Source organism: Faecalibacterium gallinarum (genome assembly GCF_022180365.1).
Classification (GTDB): domain Bacteria; phylum Bacillota; class Clostridia; order Oscillospirales; family Ruminococcaceae; genus Faecalibacterium; species Faecalibacterium gallinarum.
On sequence record NZ_BQKV01000097.1, the window covers coordinates 1 to 16,115 of the forward strand.

Sequence of the window (16,115 nt, forward strand, 5' to 3'; positions counted from 1 at the left end):
CCCCCCCCCCCCCCCTCCTTTTCGTTTGGGGATTATAGTTCGAGGCAGTGTTCCACCAGATATTGCTGCACCAGCCGGGCTACGGTGGGGTTTGCCTCCCGGGAAAACAGCAGGCTGACACAGAGGGGCTCGGCCCCCTGGACCGGCAGCTCCACGGTGGGGGAGTAGAGGCTCTTGGGGGCGGATTCGGGCCGGGTGACGCAGAGAAGGCCCTGGCTGCGCACCTGATAGTTTGCCTCGTAAAAGCTGGGCGCCAGCAGGAAATGGGGCTCGAATCCGGCGGCCCGGCAGAGCTGGGCGAAGGGGCCGAAGGGCTCCGGCCGCAGGCTGGGAATCAGGATGGTTTCGTTTTTTGCAGCTGCTCCGCCTTCAGGCTGGAGCAATGGCTCAGGGGGTGTCCCTGGGCGGCCATCAGGCAGAATGGGTCCTGGCGGAGAATGCGTTTTTCAAAAGGGTAGACGGCGGAACTCTGGTCCATCACCAGACCCAGAGCCAGGCGGCCCTCCGCCAGGCCCCGCAGGATTTCGTCGTTGGAGAGGAGCTGAATTTCCAGCTGAAAATTCGGATAAACCGTTTTGAGCAGTTCCAGCTGATAGGGCAGCCGGGGCAGGTAATCGGGCAAAAGCGCCTGGCTGACCCCGAAGCAGACCGGCCCGGCGGGGCGAAGGGTGGCGGCCAGCTCCTGCTGCAATTGTTCAAAACTCTTTACCACCGGGGCCGCGTGCTGGCGGAGCCACTCCCCCCGCTCGGTGAGGGAGATGTGGTTGCGCTGGTTGAGGAAAAGGGGTTCTCCCAATTCCTGTTCCAGGGCGGCGATGTTCTGGCGCAAAGCCTGGCGGGAGAGATACAGCCGCTGGGCGGCCCGGGTATAGTTCAGCTCTTCACAGAGAGTTAAAAAATAGTGCAGCTGTCGCACTTCCATGACGGGGTTCTCCTTTCAAACGCAAGGCGCGCTTGCGTCTTTGGGACAATTATATCTGCTTTTACTCTCCCTGTACAGATGTTAAAATAAACACAATGTCTGAAACCTGCACAGGTTCAAGAAAAAGAAGGAGATTTTAGCATGAACAAGATCAACCGCCGTGATTTCCTCAAACACGGCACCCTGCTGGGCGTCGGCGCGGCCGCTCTGGGCGCCCTCACCGGCTGCAACTCCGCCGCTTCCTCTGCGGCTGCCTCCTCGGTGGCCGGCATCTACACCCCCGGCACCTACACCGCCACCGCCAACGGCATGAACGGCCCTGTCACCGCCACCGTGACCTTTGACGAGGTCAGCATCACCGAGGTGGTGCTGGATGTCTCGGGCGAGACCGAGTCCATCGGCCAGGCCGCCAAGGACAAGCTGGTGGAGCAGATCATGACCGCCCAGACCAGCCAGATCGACGGCGTGACCGGCGCCACCGTCACCAGCAAGGCGGTCCAGAACGCCGTGGCCGACTGCATCAGCCAGGCCAGCGGCGGGGCCATCCAGCCCGCGCCCCAGGATACCTCTTCCTCTTCCGCCGGCAGCGACTGGCTGGGCCAGGAGCCCGAGATCGCCGAGAGCGAGATCACCGAGACCCGGGAGTGCGAGGTCCTGGTGGTGGGCGCCGGCTCTTCCGGCACCTTTGCCGCGGCATCGGCGGTGGAGATGGGGGCCAAGACCATCCTGATCGAGAAGTTCGGCCACGACATGGCCTCGGGCATCCGGGACACCCTGGCGGCCTGCGGTTCCACCGAGCAGAAGCAGGACGGCGACGATGTGGACCCCGCCGAGGCGGTGCGCTACCTCTGCGACTGGAGCCACGGCTACACCAAGCGGAGCCTGGCTCAGGTCTGGGCCGACAAGAGCGGCGAGACCATCGACTGGTTCGCGGCCCGTCTGGCCGAGGGCGGCATGGAGTTCCGCCACGAGATCGACGACGCCACCCTGCCCAGCAACTATAAGGTTCTGGACGTGGGCCACAGCACCCAGTATGGCCCCGAGTACACCGAGCAGCTGACCATGGACATCGTTCTGGACTACGCCCAGAATCTGGGCCTGGAGGTCCAGTACGAGATCACCATGGTCAAGCTGGAAAAGGACGGCGACCGGGTCTGCGGCCTGATCGCCAAGGACGCCGAGGGCAACTACATCCGCTATAAGGCCAGCAAGGGCGTCATCCTGGCCTGCGGCGGTTACAGCGGAAACGAGGAGATGATGCTGGCCCTCCAGCCCCAGAGCGTGGAGCAGACCTGCGTCAACTACTCCAAGCCCGGCGCCAAGGGCGACGGCATCAAGGCCTGCCTGTGGGCGGGGGCCATCATGGACACCACCCATACTTCCATGATCTTTGACCGGGGCGCCGTCAAACCGGACGAGCACGGCGAGTACGGCAAGGCCAGCAATGGCCAGCTGTTCTGGATGGGCAGCCAGCCCTTCCTGAAGGTCAACCTCAAGGGTGAGCGGTTCATGAACGAGTACCAGCCCTACGACATGGTGCTGCACTCGGCTTCCTCCCAGCCCTACCACACCTACTGCACCATCTGGGACAGCAACTATACCGCCGACTGCGAGAAGTTCGAGACCCACGGCTGCAGCCGCCTGTTCAACCACAAGAACGGCACCGCCCCGGTCTTCCCCATGGAAATGGTGGTGGGGATGAACGAGGAGCTGGAGGCCAACGGCTACATCGTCAAGGCCGACACCATCGAGGAGCTGGCCGAAAAACTGGGCCTGCCCGTTGAGACCTTCGCCGCCACCGTGGCCCGCTACAACGAGCTGGCCGCCAAGGGGGTGGACGAGGACTTCGGCAAGGAGGGCTACCGCCTGTCCGCCCTGGCCGCCGCGCCCTATTACGGCGTGCGCCAGTCCGGCGGCTACCTGATCTGCACCATGGACGGCATCCAGATCGACGAGAACATGCACGCCCTGAACGCCGATTATGAGCCCATCGCGGGCCTGTATGTCATCGGCGACATGAGCGGCAACTACTTCTCCCAGAGCTACCCCTGCCTGCTGGCCGGCGCCGCTGCGGGCCGCAGCGCCACCTTTGGCCGTCTGGCCGGCCAGAACGCCGCCCAGGGCATCTGAGCCGAAACTCTAAGATAACCCTATAAAATACACCCCGTCTGCCGGGCTGCCTGAAAAGGCGCTTTGGCGGGCGGGGTGTTTTGTTTTTTTGGGCTTATTGCTGGGCCGAAGCCGAAAGCGTTTTGGTCTGCTCCAAAAGATCCAGCTGGTATTTGCCGCACAGCTCGTTAAGCTGGTTGCGGTAGTCGGCGGGGGTCATGCCGTACAGCCGCCGGAAGGTTTTGAGGAAACTGCTGTAATTGCTGAAACCGCTCTCGGTGCAGGCGTCCAGGATGCTGGTGCCGGCGGCGATGGCCCGGCGGCAGTGCTGCATCCGCAGGTTGGTCAGATAGCCGTGGATGCTCTCCATGGTGTATTTCTTAAAGGAGCGGGAGAGGTATTCCCGGCTGGTATAGGTATAGGTGGCCAGATCGGCCACAGTCAGGTCGGGGTTGGTGTAGTTTTCCTGGAGATAGGCCACCGCCTGGGCGATCAGGGCGTTGGTGGAACTGGGGGCCTGGGTGTGCTTTTCCTCCACAATCTGGTTGGTCAAAAGCTGGAACTCCACCAGCTGGCTCTCCAGAATCGCGTTCTGGTATTGCTTTTTGATGTAAGGGCTCTGGGCCATCCGCTCAAACAGCCCCCGCAGGTCCCAGGTGGAGACCGAGTCGGCGTTCAGGATGGTGACCTCCTTCGTCCAGGCGGGGGAGGCCAGACCGCAGCGCTGGGCGGCAGACTCCCAGATGTCGGCGTCCACCTGGATCACCAGCCGCTCCGACACGGTGTCGGTCAGATCGTATTTCCCCGAGTGGAACTGCTCAGCCGGGAAAAAGATCAGCTCCCCGACGTGGAGGGTGTACAGGCTGCCGGCCGAGGAATACTGCACCATGCTGCCTTTGAAGGGGATGATCAGCTCGTGGTAGGGGTGGGAGTGAACCACCGACTGTTTGTTCTCCTGGTTGGTGTACCAGGCGATGACGACTTTGCCCCCCTCGAGGGCCATCCGGGCCATCTCCTGGGTGAGCATCGAGTCGATATAATGGGGGATTTTTTGGATAATCATGGCCGTTCCCTTTCCAAAAAATGGGGTTATGCTCAAAATAAGTATATCCAACAAAATCACATTTTGCAACATTTTAGACACAAAAGCAGTCGAAAACCGGCGAAGGATTTTGCTATTATAAACGAGACAGCGATAGATTGTACGAAAAAACTAAAATAGGTAAACTGCTTTTGGATGGTTTGCATGAATTGATTTTTCGATATCAATCTTTTATCTTGGCTTTTTTGGCAGGTATAAGAGGTGTAAGATGCAAACTTCAAAGAATCATTTCGAGGCCGTCACTCAGTACGACGACGACACCATCCGCCGGATGTTCCGCACCGAGTATTATGTCTACGAGACGGCCCGCCGGGTGCTCCGCCTGGGCATCGCCTGCGCGGCCCTGGTGCTGGCCATCTTCACCCCCATCCCGGAAGTGGCCAAAATCCTCTGCCTTTTGGTGGGTACCTGGCTGATCGTCTCCCAGGATTTCCCCAGCAAAGTCCAGGCCGAGGGGGTCATCGCCCAGCGGGGCGGCCAGACCAGCACCGTCAAATGCCGGCTGAACGAGGCCGGCGTCGAGGTGGAAAACGGCCTCAAAATTCCTTATAAAAAGATCGACCGCCTGGTGGAGGACGAAGCCTATTTCTATCTCTTTCAGGACAAGCAGACCGCAGTGATGCTCCCGCGGGAGGGGCTGACCCCCGCAAATCCCGACCGGTTCAAGGCCTTTGTGGCCAAAAAGAGCGGCAAAGAGTGGGAGACGGTGGGCAAATCCTTTTTGACCATGAACCTGTGGGATCTGGTGGGGATGCTCCGCCGCGCCCGAAAGAAAAAGTAATCGACCCACAAACCCGACGAAAGCGGCTGTTCGAGCTGTTTTTGGATAGATCGCACCCAATCCACAAGAAGAAAACAGGAGGATTTCATCATGAAGAAAATTTCGCGTCGTTCGTTCCTTGCGGCTGGTATGGCAGTGGCAGCGGCAGGTGTCCTGGGCGCCTGCGGCGGTTCTTCCAGCACCGCAGGCAGCACTGCGTCCGGCGAGCAGGTCTTTAACCTCAAGCTGAGCCACGGCCTGGCCGAGGACCACGCGGTTCATATTCAGCTGACTTCTTTTGCTGAGGAAGTCAAGGCGGCTTCCAACGGCAGCATCAACATCGAGGTTGTGCCCAACGGCACCCTGGGCTCCGAGGCCGACAACATCTCCCAGATCCAGGCCGGCGCGCTGGATATGGCCAAGGTTTCCGCCTCCACTCTGGGCAACTTCAAGGCCGAGTGGAACGCCATGTCGGTGCCCTACGTCTTCAACGATCAGGAGCACTACTACAACGTCATGGACGGCGAGGTCGCTCAGGAGCTGTACGCTGTGACCGAGGCCGACGGCTTCATGGGCCTGACCTGGCTGGACTCCGGCTCCCGCTCCTTCTACACCAAGCAGACCCCCATCCGCACCCCCGCTGACCTGAAGGGCCTGAAGATCCGCACCATGGACAGCCAGATGGCCATCGACATGATGACCTGCCTGGGCGGCTCGGCCACCGTTATGGGTTACAGCGACATCTACACCGGCATGCAGCAGGGCGTCATCGACGGCGCTGAGAACAACGTCACCGCGCTGCGCGACCACGGCGACGTCACCAAGTACTACTGCTTCGACGAGCACACCCGCATCCCCGACATCGTTGTCATCTCCACCAAGGTCTGGAACTCCATGTCCGCCGAGCAGCAGCAGATCATGAAGGACTGCGCCGCCAAGGCCACCGAGGAGTACAAGACCGCCTGGAAGGAGTTCGAGGACGAGGTTCTGGCCGCTGCCGAGGAGAAGGGCGTCGAGCTGATCTACGACGTGGACACCGCCGCTTTCCAGCAGGCCTGCCAGTCCATCTACGACAACCTCAAGACCAGCGACCCGGCTGTCTACGCCATCGTTGAGAAGATCCAGAACGCTGTCTGATCGGGCTGAAAGCCCCTTCGACGGAGGTTTCAGGGCGGCAGCTGAACGCAACGTGCAGAGAAGGCTGCCGCCTTTTTCTACAAACGAGGAGATGGTATTTTGAAAAAGCTCGATAAAATTCTCGACATTGTGATGCGCTTTATCATGGCGGTTGCAATGTTCGCTCTGCTGGCCGGCGGTACCTGGCAGATCTTCACCCGCTGGATCCTGAAAGATCCTTCCACCTTTACCGATGAGTTTCTGCGCTATGTGCTGATCTGGGCTTCCATGATCGGTTCGGCCTACTGCTTCTACAAGGATGAGCACCTGGCCCTCGACCTGGTCAAAGACCGGGTGAACGGCAAGGTTAAGATTGCCCTGATCCTTTTCATCGAGGCGGCGATCCTCTTCTTTGTCTGCTACGTCTTTATCTACGGCGGGCTCAAGCTGACCCTCAACGCCACCAACCAGTCGTCGGTCATGCGTCTGCCCTTTAAGTTCCTCTATTCCATCCTGCCCATCTCCGGCGTGTTCATCGTCCTGGGCCGGGTTCTCAAGTACCTGCAGAGCTTTGCAGAAAAGAAAGGGGAGGGCAAATAATGGTTTTACAGGCTACTCTCATGCTGTTCGGCTCCTTCTTCGTGATGCTGCTGGCGGGCGTGCCCATTTCGGCGGGCATCGGCATCGCCTCGGTCATCACCGCGATCATGAGCGGCATGGACCCGGCGATCTTCGCCCTGACCGCAGCCCAGCGCTGCTTCTCGGGCGTTGACTCCTTCTCGCTGCTGGCGCTGCCCTTCTTCTCTCTGGGCGGCAACATCATGAACAAGGGCGGCATCGCCAAGCGTCTGGTCCGTCTGGCCCGTCTGCTGGTGGGCTGGATGCCCGGCTACCTGGCCGCCACCAACGTTCTGGCCAATATGTTCTTCGGCGCCGTTTCCGGTTCTTCCGTGGCGGCTACCTCGGCCATGGGCTCCATTATGAGCCCCCTGGAGAAGGATGAGGGCTACGACCCCAACTACTCCGCTGCTGTCAACATCTGCTCGGCGCCCACCGGCATCCTGATCCCCCCGTCCGGTCCGCTGATCCTCTACTCCATCACCGCCGGCGGCGTCTCGGTGGCGGCCCTGTTCATGGGCGGCTACCTCACCGGCCTGCTGCTGGGCCTGTCGGTGGCAGTTCTGGCCATCTATCTGGCCGTCAAGAAGGGCTATAAGTCCTCCCAGGTCAAGGAGGAAGCCTCCACCCTGAAAATCCTGGTGGATGCGGTGCCCTCGCTGCTGGCCGTCATCATCGTCATGGGCGGTATTCTGGGCGGCATCTTCACCGCCACCGAGGCCGGCGTCGTCATGTGCCTGTACTGCGGGCTGCTGGCGGTGCTCTACCGTGAGATGAACTTCAAGACCTTCTACGACCTGCTGGCCGATACCATGAAGAGCTCGGCCACCATCCTGTTCCTGATCGCGGCCTCCTCCATCATGTCCTACGTTATGTCCTACTCGGGCATCCCGGCGGCCATTTCCAGCGCCCTGATGAGCATCTCCAGCAACCGCTATGTGATCCTGCTCATCATGAACGTCTTCCTGCTGATCATGGGCATGTTCCTGGATCTGACCCCCGCTGTCCTGATCTTCACCCCGATCTTCCTGCCCATTGCCCGCAGCGTCGGGATGAGCGACGTCCACTTCGGCCTGATGCTCATCACCAACCTGGGCATCGGCTCGGTTACCCCGCCGGTGGGCTCCTGCCTGTTCGTCGGCTGCGGCGTCGGCCACGTCAAGATCGAGGGCGTCACCAAGTACATTGTGCCCATCTTTGCAGCCATGGTGGTTGCGCTGTTCCTGATTACCTATATTCCGGCTATTTCGCTGCTGGTGCCCTACCTGTGCGGCCTGGTGCCCAGCATGTGGTGGTAATCAACCGGCCCTGAATCCAGCCAACACCTTGTGCCGGCCACCCGTGGATATCCTGCCTGAACCATGGATGGCCGGCACTTTTCAGGTGTGGCAGACACGAACCCCGAATACAACCGAAACGAGGAATCAACGATGGAGATTTGCACCCGTTATGTGGGGATGGACAGCCTGGAGGGCGGCTATCTGATCCATACCAACTGCGCAGACATCAAAGTCTGCTTTGTGACAGACGAGATCGTCCGGCTCCGCGCCTCCTTTGACAAGGAGCTGGCCGAGGAATCCTATATCCTGATGACCACCGCCTGGGCCGACCGCCTGGACAGCCTGTTTGAGGGGGAGCGCACCCGTGTGGCCCCCTGCCAGCCCGCGGTCTGCGAGACGGAAGGGGAGATCACCTTCGACACCGGCAAGGTTAAGCTGGTGCTCCAGAAAGCGCCCCTGAACTTCCGGCTGTACAACGCGGCGGGCGAGCTGCTGTACAGCGACCTGCCCGGCAACCCCTACACCCTGGACAGCAACCGGCGGATCACCCACTACACCCGGATGGAAGAGGACGACTGTTTCTATGGCTTCGGCGAAAAGACCGGCCTTCTGAACAAGAACAAGGCTTTCCTGCGGGAGCGCGCCACCGACGCCATGGGGTACGATGCCACCAAGATGGATACCCTGTATAAGCACATCCCCTTCTACATCCGGCTGTCCCGCGCCACCCACAAGGCGGTGGGCCTGTTCTACCACAACTTCTATGAATCCAGCTTCAACATGGGCTGTGAAAAGAGCAACTATTGGCCCCGGTACAGCTACTGGCAGGCCGACGGCGGCGACATCGACCTGTTCCTGCTGGCGGGCGACACCATCGCCCGGGTGGTGGACAACTACACCCTGCTGACCGGCCGCCCGGCCCTTTTGCCCAAGCGGGCGCTGGGCTACCAGGGCAGCTCCATGTACTACCCCGAGCTGGAGAAGGACAGCGACGATGCCGTTCTGGGCTTCATCGACACCATCAAGGAAGAGGGTTTCCCCATCGACGGCTTCCACCTGTCCAGCGGCTACACCAGCTACAACAACAAGCGCTGCGTCTTTACCTGGAACACCGAGCGGTTCAAGGACCCCCGGGCCTATTTCGCGGCCATGAACGAGAAGGGCGCCCAGAACGTGCCCAACATCAAGCCCGGCGTGCTGGTCTGCCACCCCTGGTTTGACCAGTTCAACGCCCAGGATGTTTTCGTCAAGGACAGCAAAAACCCCGACACCTACGCGGTGGGCGCCTGGTGGGGCGGCGACGGCGCTTTCTGGGACTTCACCAAGCCCGAGGCCCGGGAGAACTGGAAAAAATACGTCACCGACAGCCTGGTGGATGTGGGCACCAACTCCATCTGGAACGACAACTGCGAGTACGACAGCCTGCTGGATAAGGATGCAGTCTGCTGCTTCGACGGCAAGGGCGGCACCATCGGCCAGCTCAAGCCCATCATGTCCACCCTCATGTGCAAGATGAGCAACGACGCCGTCAAGGCCCATGACCCCAATGCCCGGCCCTACTCGGTCTGCCGCAGCGGCAGCGCCGGCATCCAGCGGTACGCCCAGACCTGGGCGGGGGACAACTACACCAGCTGGACCTCCCTCAAGTACAATATCCCCATCATCACCGGCATGGGCCTCTCCGGTCAGCCCAACGAGGGCTGTGACATCGGCGGTTTCGCCGGCCCGGCCCCCACCGAGGAACTCTTTGTCCGCTGGGTGCAGCAGGGCATCTTCCAGGCCCGGTTCTCCATCCACTCGGCCAGCAACGACAACACCGTCACTGAGCCCTGGATGTTCCGGGACAGCGCCGACCTGATCCGGGACGCCATCCTGCTGCGGTACCGCTTCACCCCCTATCTGTACTCCCACGAGTACGCCGCCTCCCAGACCGGCGCGCCCATCATGCGGGCCCTGGTCTATGAGTTCCAGGACGACCCCGCCGTTTACGACGAGAGCTTTGAGTTTATGTTCGGCCGGGATATCCTGGTGGCCAACGTGGTGGAGCCCGGGGTCACCAGCCAGAAGGTCTATCTGCCCGCCGGCTGCAAGTGGTACGACTGGAACAACAAGTTCGCCTGCTATGAGGGCGGCCAGACCATCGAGATCCCGGTGACCATGGCCAGCATCCCCATGTTTGTGCGGGAGGGCGCCTGCATCGCCATGGCGGACAACCAGCTCATGTGCATGGAGAAGGACCACACCACCGACCTGCACCTGATCGTGGCGCCCAAGGGGGTCACCACCACGGTGCTCTACGACGACGACGGCGTGACCAACGATTTCACCGCCGGCGTCTATCATAAGACCACCATCACCACCACCCAGGGCGAGCGGGTCACCATGGACTTTGCCTCCGAGGGCAGCTACACCGACACCGTGGAGCGGATCAAGGTGGAGATGATCGCCAAGGAGAAGAGCCCCTTCTGGGTCACCCTGGGGGACCGGAAACTGGAGCACTTCCTCAACCGGCGCAAGTTCGACGCGGCCGCCGAGGGCTGGTATTACAGCCAGAGCAAGAAGGCCGTGGAGGTCAAGTACGCCAACCCCAAGCAGGACTGCCGCCTGACCGTCAGCTTCGAGCAGTTCGACCTGATCGGCATGTAATTTCGATTGCTAAAGGAGCGCCGGCCGCCCGGCCGGCGCTTTAAATTGAAAAAAGGAGGGTTCCCAATGCTGCTGAGAACCTGCCGCTCGATTGAAAAAAACGATTGCGGCTATCTGATCCACGGCGACGCAGCCGATGTGCTGCTGGTATTCATGAGCGATGATGTGATCCGAATCCGGGTCCACTTCGACCGCACCAAACCCATGGAGGAAGAGTCCTATACCCTGGTAACCACGGCCTGGCCCGACCGTATGGACGAGCTGCTGGCGGGGGAGCGCACCCGAATCCAGGCGCTGGATGTCCCCATGGAGGAGAACGAGAAGGAGGCAGTGTTCTGCACCAAGACCCTGCGGCTGGTGCTGAACAAAAAGCCCTTCGCCTTCTCCCTCTACACCGCGGAAGGGGAGCTGATCTACCAGGATCTGCGGGAGCGGGCTTTTGAGCGGGACCAGCTGGGCCGCCTGACCCACTACTCCAAGACCGACCGGGAGCTGGACCACTTCTACGGTTTCGGCGAAAAGACCGGCCACCTGGACAAGAAGGGCCGCCGGCTGCGGATGTCCCCCAAGGACGCCATCGGCCACGACCCCGAGATCGGCGACCCGATGTACAAGCACATCCCCTTCTACATCCGGATCAACGAGCGCCAGCGGTACGCCATGGGCCTGTTCTACCACAACTCCTATGACTGCGTCTTTGACCTGGGTCAGGAGCTGTCCGGCTATTGGGAACGGTACTGCTACTACCAGACCGACGGCGGCGACATCGACCTGTTCCTCCTGAACGGCCCCACCATGGCCCAGGTGCTGGAGCACTACACCTGGCTGACCGGCCGGAGCGCCCTGCCCACCAAGCAGTCCCTGGGCTACTGCGCCTCCACCATGTACTACGCCGAGCTGGAAAAGGACTGCGACCAGGAGATCTACAAGGTCATCGACAAGCACGAAAAAGAGGGCGTCCTGATCGACAACTTCTGGCTGGCCTCGGGTTATTCCAGCGGCGAGGAGGATAACCTCCGCTATGTGTTCAACTGGAACCACAAACGATTCCCCGACCCGAAAGCCTTCTTCGCCGAGATGAACGCCCGGGGAATCAACGTGATTGTCAACCTGAAACCCGGCATCCTCAAGCGCCACCCCTATATGGACCTGTTCAAGAAAAACGACGTGTTCATCAAGACCCCGGACGGCCAGGAGGACTACCTGGGGCGCTGGTGGGGCGGCGAGGGCCGGTTTGTGGACTTCACCGGCCCGGCGGGCCGCAACACCTGGAAGCAGCTGCTGGAGGAGAACATCCTCAAGATGGGCACCAAGACCGTCTGGAACGACAACTGCGAGATGGACGGCGTCGAGGACCGGGAGGCCCAGTGTGACTTCGAGGGCAAGAAGGGCACCATGGCCGAGCTGAAGATCCTCCACTCCAACCTGATGGCCTATGTGGCCAAGCAGGCCCTGGCGGAGGTCTACCCCGGCGAGCGGCCCTATATCATCAACCGGGCGGGCTATGCGGGCATCCAGCGGTACGCCCAGGTCTGGGGCGGCGACAACCTGACCGACTGGCGGACCCTCAAGTTCAACATCGCCACCATCGTGGGCATGGGCCTGTCCGGCTGCGCCAACATGGGCTGTGACATCGGCGGTTTTGCAGGGGGCGCCCCCGAGGCCGAGCTTCTGCTGCGCTGGATTCAGAGCGGCGTGTTCCAGCCCCGGTTCTGCCTGAACTCCGCCAACAACGACAACACCGTCACCCAGCCCTGGATGTACGAGGAGAATCTGCCCTATGTCCGCCAGGCTTACGCCCTGCGGTACCGGATGCTGCCCTACCTGTACAGCCTGATGTACGAGGCCAACCAGAACGGCCTGCCGGTGATGCGGCCACTGTTCCTGGAGTTCCCCGAGGATATCAACACCTACACCGACCAGAACCTCACCTTCATGTACGGCAAGAGCGTTCTGGTGGCCAACGTGGTGGAAAAGGGCGCCACAACCCGTCGGATCTACCTGCCCGCGGGCTGCAAGTGGTACGATATGAACGACAACCTGCGGGAGTATGCGGGCGGCCAGACCATCGAAGTGCCGGTGGGCCCGGGCAGCATCCCCATGTTCCTGCGGGGGTCGGCGATCTTTGTCACCAGCGAGGACGTGAAGAAGATCCTGCGGGACATCACAAAGCAGATGGATCTGCTGGTGGCGGCCGAGACGGACACCAGCTTTGTCCTCTACGACGACGACGGCCACACCGAGGACTACAAACAGGGGGTCTACGCCAAAACCACCATCCAGGTCACCGCCGGGGACCAGACCAAGCTCCGGTTTGTCACCGAGGGCAGCTACCCCTCGCCGGTGGAGCGCCTGACCGTCAAGCTGGTCAGCAAGGCCAAGGGCGCCTTCTGGTGCACCGTGGACGGCCAGCCTGTGCCCCGGTTTATCGTACGGGACGGCTGGGAGGAGGCCGAGACCGGCTGGTACTATAACCTCTCTGACCGCACCATCTGGCTCAAGTGCCCCCGCCCCAAAAAGGACGATTTTACCATCGTGATCTCCACCGAGAAGTTCGACCTGATCGGCATGGCTGAGGATTAAGCCGGGCTCAAGAGTCCTGCGCTGAGAGATTCCCTTTCTCCTATCGGAAAAGCGCTTATAAAATTGCAGCGGCAACGCCTGCATCCGCCTTTGGGCGCGGTGTGGGCGTTGCCGCGTTTTTCGGCCCAAACTGCGAAATAAGGTTCTTGCACTGGGGCTGCCCCGCGGGTACAATAGGGGCAGATTGGCAGCGAAATTTGCCCCCACCCAACCGAATAGGAGGAACCCCCTATGAAAAAGTTTTGGCAGCGCCCCGGCGTCTGGTTTTTGGGCTGTGTCTGTGTGGCTGGTTTGGCGGTGCTGGCCTGGCCCCGCACCGGCCCGGCGGAGCCCGCTTCCTCTCAGACGGCGGAGAGCTGCGTTTCCTCCAGCGCGTCCCAGGGGGCGGCGTCCCAGCCGGAAGCCCCGGCGGATTGGATGGATGGTTCCTTTGGCTTTACAAACGGGGCGGGGGACGCCTTTCTGGTGCCCCGGATGGGCCCCGAGCTGGAAGCCCCCGAGCAGCTGACCCGGGCCGTGGGAGAGAACGGGGTGGTGCTCCAGCTGACCTATGCGGGCTGGCAGGAGGGCACCGCCCAGGACACCGGCCGCTTTACCGCCGATAACTTTGACAACATCCCCGGCTGGCGCTACACTGTGACGGAGGGGACGCCCGGCAGCGGCAAAACCTACTACGCCGCCCTGGAAAATGCCCTGGAACCCGCCCTGTTGGAGACCCGCCTCGGGGACGGACGGCCTTTGGATGAAACCGCCGCCGCCGAGCTGGAAGCCGAGAAGGGCCGCGCCATCCAGAACAGCTGGCAGCTGGCCGGGCTGGGGGAGGAGGCCGAGTTCTACCTGGTTCTCTTTGCGCCCGAGGGGGAGGACCTTCTGGCCAGCGTAGTAGTGTCGGGGCCGGAGGGGCTTTTGAGCAAGGACTATCCCGCCCAGCTGAACGGCGGCTCGGCCTGGCGGGTGGACGACGGCGGGACCATGGACCCCTCCCTCTTCCAGCTGGTGTTTGCCGCAGAGGATGCCCAGGGGCTGGCCCTGGGTATCTCCTGGCTGGGGGCCGAAGGGGAGTCCACGGTGATCCTCCGGCAGAACGGGTCGGCCCTGGAAGAAACGGGCCCCTCTCTCTACCGCTATACCGCCATTGGATGACGGCTGCAAAATGATAAAAATGGAAAGGAACTCTCAGGATGGAATTTTGTCGCGTGGATCGGGCGGCTTGGCCGAGAAATGAATACTTTGAACATTACTTTTCCAATACCCCCTGTACTTACAGCATGACGGTCAAGCTGGACGTCACCAACATCGAGGAAAAAGGGCTGAAATATTACCCCGCTCTTTTGTATGCCCTGACCACCGTGGTCAACCGGCACGAGGAGTTCCGCACCGCCCTGGACGCCGAGGGCCAGGTGGGGATTTTCTCCGAGATGCTGCCCTGCTATACCGTATTCAACAAGGAGACCGAAACCTTCTCCAATTTGTGGACCGAATATACCCCCGATTACCCCGCGTTCTGCGCCCGGTAGCAGGAGGATTTGCGCCTCTACGGGGACAAGGGGGGAATGATGCCGAAACCCAACCCCCCGGAGAATACCTTCCCGGTGTCCATGCTGCCCTGGGCCACCTTTGAGGGGTTCAACCTCAACCTGCAAAACGGCTACCGGTATCTGTTGCCCATCTTCACCCTGGGCCGGGTCTTTACCGAGAACGGCCGGCGGCTGATGCCCCTGGCGGCCCAGGTCCACCACGGGGTCTGCGACGGGTTCCACCTCTGCCGCTTTGTCCGGGAGGTACAGGAGCTGCTGGACACCCTGGGCGAGTGAAAATTACATCCCACCGAACCCACAGGGGGCGCGTTCTGCGCCCTCTGTTTTTGTTTGGCCCAAAGGGTGACCCGGTCACCTTGCCCCCGGGGCGGAAGTATGTTATACTTTGGTTAGAATAAACTAACCAATAGCTCCCACAGCGGGGGAGTCAATTTCTTTTTCAGGAGGTGTTTCTTTGGATCACAGCGTGTTGGGGGCGTTTTTCCTCACCCTTTTGGCCGGTCTCAGCACCGGAATCGGCAGCGTCCTCGCCCTTTTGTACCGGCACACCAACCGCCGGTTTCTCTCGGTGTCCCTGGGTTTTTCAGCGGGGGTGATGATCTATGTCTCCATGACCGAGATTTTTTCCGAGGCGCAGAGGGTGCTGGCCGGGCAGCTGGGCCCTCGTCTGGGGGCCTGGGCCACGGCGGGGGCCTTTTTCGGCGGCATCTTCCTGATCGCGGCCATCGACAAGCTGGTTCCCTCGGAGGAGAACCCCCACGAAGTCCGGCAGCTGGAATCCGCCGAGCCGGGGGCGCCCCCGCCCCAGCGGCTGATGCGGACCGGCCTTTTCACCGCCCTGGCCATTGCGGTGCATAACTTCCCGGAGGGGATCGCCACCTTTGTCTCGGCCCTCCAGTCCCCCAGCGTGGCCCTGCCCATTGTGGCGGCCATCGCCATCCACAACATCCCCGAGGGGATCGCCGTCTCGGTGCCCATCTACCAGGCCACCGGCTCCCGGCGGCGGGCTTTTGTTTATTCCTTCCTGTCCGGTCTGGCGGAGCCTCTGGGGGCGCTGCTGGGGTGGCTGGTCCTCCGGCCCATCATGAGCGACACCCTGTTTGGCCTCCTCTTTGCGGGGGTGGCGGGAATCATGGTCTTTATCTCCCTGGACGAGCTGCTGCCCGCCGCCCGGGAATACGGCGAACACCATCTCTCCATCTACGGCCTGATCGCCGGCATGGCGGTGATGGCGGTGAGCCTGCTGCTGTTTCTCTAAGATGCAAACAAAAAAAGCGCCTGTACCCCAATAGGTGAACCGCTCCAGTAAAAGTAGACAGTGAAAAAAGAAGGCCTCCTGTGGTAGAATAAAACTACTACAGGAGGTCTTTGCTATGCCCAGAAAATACAGCCACATTCAGGAACACGAGAAAGAGATCCTGGAACTTCGCAGCCAGGGAAT

General features: G+C 61.2%; 12 protein-coding genes and 1 pseudogene. 10 read left to right on the forward strand and 3 right to left on the reverse strand.

Annotation, left to right across the window (positions count from 1 at the left end; genetic code table 11):
- Positions 1-32: 32 nt before the first annotated feature.
- Entirely contained in the window at positions 33-383 is a 351-nt protein-coding gene (locus tag JCM17207_RS10525) for a hypothetical protein (protein ID WP_238317579.1), read from the reverse strand.
- Positions 335-922: a LysR family transcriptional regulator gene (locus tag JCM17207_RS10530; protein ID WP_238317580.1), complete on the reverse strand. Its 588-nt coding sequence runs from the start codon at positions 920-922 to the stop codon at positions 335-337. Before JCM17207_RS10530 ends, JCM17207_RS10525 begins: the two co-directional genes overlap by 49 nt.
- Before the next feature lie 141 nt (positions 923-1,063).
- Here JCM17207_RS10530 and JCM17207_RS10535 point away from each other — a divergent pair, with 141 nt between their 5' ends.
- The gene (locus JCM17207_RS10535; RefSeq protein ID WP_238317581.1) at positions 1,064-3,052 is read left to right on the forward strand and encodes an FAD-binding protein; all 1,989 of its coding nucleotides are present in this window, start codon (positions 1,064-1,066) and stop codon (positions 3,050-3,052) included.
- A gap of 94 nt (positions 3,053-3,146) precedes the next feature.
- Here JCM17207_RS10535 and JCM17207_RS10540 read toward each other — a convergent pair whose 3' ends face one another.
- Positions 3,147-4,094, reverse strand: a complete 948-nt coding sequence (locus JCM17207_RS10540; protein WP_238317582.1) for a helix-turn-helix transcriptional regulator — start codon at positions 4,092-4,094, stop codon at positions 3,147-3,149.
- Positions 4,095-4,341: 247 nt separating this feature from the next.
- On the opposite strand from JCM17207_RS10540, the gene JCM17207_RS10545 reads away from it, so the two are divergent.
- From JCM17207_RS10545 to zupT, 9 genes and pseudogenes are all read left to right on the forward strand, one after another.
- Positions 4,342-4,914, forward strand: coding sequence for a YcxB family protein (locus JCM17207_RS10545; protein ID WP_238317583.1), 573 nt, complete (start codon positions 4,342-4,344; stop codon positions 4,912-4,914).
- A gap of 90 nt (positions 4,915-5,004) precedes the next feature.
- Positions 5,005-6,030 (forward strand): TRAP transporter substrate-binding protein, encoded by a 1,026-nt coding sequence (locus JCM17207_RS10550; protein WP_238317584.1) that lies wholly within the window; start codon positions 5,005-5,007, stop codon positions 6,028-6,030.
- Positions 6,031-6,129: 99 nt separating this feature from the next.
- Positions 6,130-6,609 (forward strand): TRAP transporter small permease, encoded by a 480-nt coding sequence (locus tag JCM17207_RS10555; protein ID WP_238317585.1) that lies wholly within the window; start codon positions 6,130-6,132, stop codon positions 6,607-6,609.
- Positions 6,609-7,925 (forward strand): TRAP transporter large permease, encoded by a 1,317-nt coding sequence (locus JCM17207_RS10560; RefSeq protein ID WP_238317586.1) that lies wholly within the window; start codon positions 6,609-6,611, stop codon positions 7,923-7,925. The genes JCM17207_RS10555 and JCM17207_RS10560 overlap by 1 nt, the downstream gene beginning before the upstream one ends.
- Before the next feature lie 87 nt (positions 7,926-8,012).
- On the forward strand, positions 8,013-10,553 hold the full coding sequence (locus tag JCM17207_RS10565) for a glycoside hydrolase family 31 protein (RefSeq protein ID WP_373871958.1): 2,541 nt from the start codon (positions 8,013-8,015) through the stop codon (positions 10,551-10,553).
- A 66-nt stretch (positions 10,554-10,619) separates the two neighbouring features.
- Positions 10,620-13,136 carry a glycoside hydrolase family 31 protein gene (locus JCM17207_RS10570; protein ID WP_238317587.1) on the forward strand — a complete coding sequence of 839 codons (2,517 nt, stop codon included), beginning with the start codon at positions 10,620-10,622 and terminating at the stop codon, positions 13,134-13,136.
- Positions 13,137-13,367: 231 nt separating this feature from the next.
- Positions 13,368-14,279: a hypothetical protein gene (locus tag JCM17207_RS10575; protein ID WP_238317588.1), complete on the forward strand. Its 912-nt coding sequence runs from the start codon at positions 13,368-13,370 to the stop codon at positions 14,277-14,279.
- Positions 14,280-14,317: 38 nt separating this feature from the next.
- A pseudogene (gene catA, locus JCM17207_RS10580) lies at positions 14,318-14,950 on the forward strand (type A chloramphenicol O-acetyltransferase).
- A gap of 178 nt (positions 14,951-15,128) precedes the next feature.
- The gene (zupT, locus tag JCM17207_RS10585) at positions 15,129-15,932 is read left to right on the forward strand and encodes a zinc transporter ZupT (RefSeq protein ID WP_238317589.1); all 804 of its coding nucleotides are present in this window, start codon (positions 15,129-15,131) and stop codon (positions 15,930-15,932) included.
- The last annotated feature ends 183 nt before the right edge of the window (positions 15,933-16,115 follow it).